The following is a 1,542-nucleotide window of genomic DNA, read 5'->3' on the forward strand; positions in this document are numbered from 1 at the left end:
ATGAACTACTCCCGCCAACCTAACGGTATGGCGGGGGTTTCGCGCTTCCACGGGAGCGCCGGTTCGCCCGGAAGGCTTAGGTCTACCTCCCTCCACGCCTCGGCCGGTTCCCGGCCGCCAATTCTTTCCATGACCCAGCCCATAAGCACCCTGGCGGCGTTCTCATCGCGTGAACAAGATACACCGCAAGGACAATCGTGCCAGCGCTGCGACAAGGGCTTTTTTTCCTGCCTGCCGCAGCGGTGACAGCGTTGGCTGGGTTTAAGCTGCCGGGGGTCGGCTTCTATCGCTAAGGCACCAGCCTCTTCCGCTTTGTACCTGAGCATCTGATGGAGCATGCTGCCTGCGGCATCGAGAATGCTGCGGTTCAAGCCGCGTTTATACGTCCCGCCCTTTGCCGTCATGCGCCGGATGTTTAATGCCTCCAGCCCCAAAACCGCAAAGGTGGCGATCAGCCGGGCGCTGGTTTTATGGAGAAAATCCCGGCGCTGGTTGGCCACCTTTTCATGCACCCCGGCCAACAGGGCGTATTCCTTCCTCAAACGCTTGGAGACGGGAAAGCCTTTTTTCTTGCCGCTAGCTTGTTTCGCCGCTTCCTCCTTGCGGGAGATGCGTTTTTGCAGAGCGCCGATGCGTTCCAAGGAGCGCTGTAAATGCCGGGGATTTTCGATCCGTTCTACCCCTTCCGCTGAAGCGATGGTGGCCAGCGTCTCCACCCCCCAGTCCAAGCCGCCGATCCGCTCCCCGCCCTGTCGTTCAGGCTCACATTCAACCGTGACCGAAGCATACCATTTGCCGCAGCGGTGCAGAATCTCGCAGGTCTTAGGCGTGCCGACCGTCCGGGCCTTGCCCCGGATGCGCACCTCGCCCACCCCAGACAGGCGCAACTTGCCATGTTTCATCCCAGGGCCGGAAAGCAGCTTCCAGCCATCTCCATGCTTGCTGTAACCCCACCCTTTGAAACGATGCAGCGGCTTGAAACGTGGGTACCCCGGCGTCTCACCGCGCTTCACTCGGCGGAAGAAGTGCTGGAAGGCCAAATCCAGACGCTTTAGCGTCACCTGTTCGGATTGGGCGTTGACCGACCGCAGCAGGGGCGATCGGGACCGCCAGCCGGTCAATGCCTTGCACTGATCAGAGAAAGACAAGGATTTCTGCTGGTAAGCCCAAGCTCTGCGGCGTTCGTCTAGCGCCGTGTTCCACAGCAGGCAGTGAACCCAGCGCAACCGCTCCAGCGCCTCGATCTGGCGCGGGGTGGGATATAACCGATAGGTGACTTTGCGCTGGACCATGGCTTGGATTATACGCTGATCCGCAAGGAGTTCTCCGATCATCTGCGGAAGTACTATTGGCAAAAGCCAGTCTTCTGGAGCCGCAGCTACTGCATCATCACCGTGGGCGGTGCACCGCTTACGGTCCTGAAACAATACATCGAGGGGCAAAACCGCCCAGAGTGATCGCCCTGGCAGGCGATGCGCCGCTTCACCACCACCTAAATCGCTTCGCGATTATAGGTGGAGCACTGCGGCGCAGGTTTGGTAG

2 protein-coding genes are annotated in these 1,542 nt (G+C 60.0%); one reads left to right on the forward strand and one right to left on the reverse strand.

Annotation, left to right across the window (positions count from 1 at the left end):
• Window positions 1–5: 5 nt before the first annotated feature.
• Complete coding sequence (locus ACYQ3M_RS11565) at window positions 6–1,292, reverse strand: RNA-guided endonuclease InsQ/TnpB family protein (RefSeq protein ID WP_460036235.1); 1,287 nt, start codon at window positions 1,290–1,292, stop codon at window positions 6–8.
• Between the two features lie 3 nt (window positions 1,293–1,295).
• On the opposite strand from ACYQ3M_RS11565, the gene ACYQ3M_RS11570 reads away from it, so the two are divergent.
• Entirely contained in the window at window positions 1,296–1,457 is a 162-nt protein-coding gene (locus tag ACYQ3M_RS11570) for a transposase (RefSeq protein ID WP_460036236.1), read from the forward strand.
• Window positions 1,458–1,542 lie beyond the last annotated feature (85 nt).

The organism is Methylothermus subterraneus, from assembly GCF_054656915.1.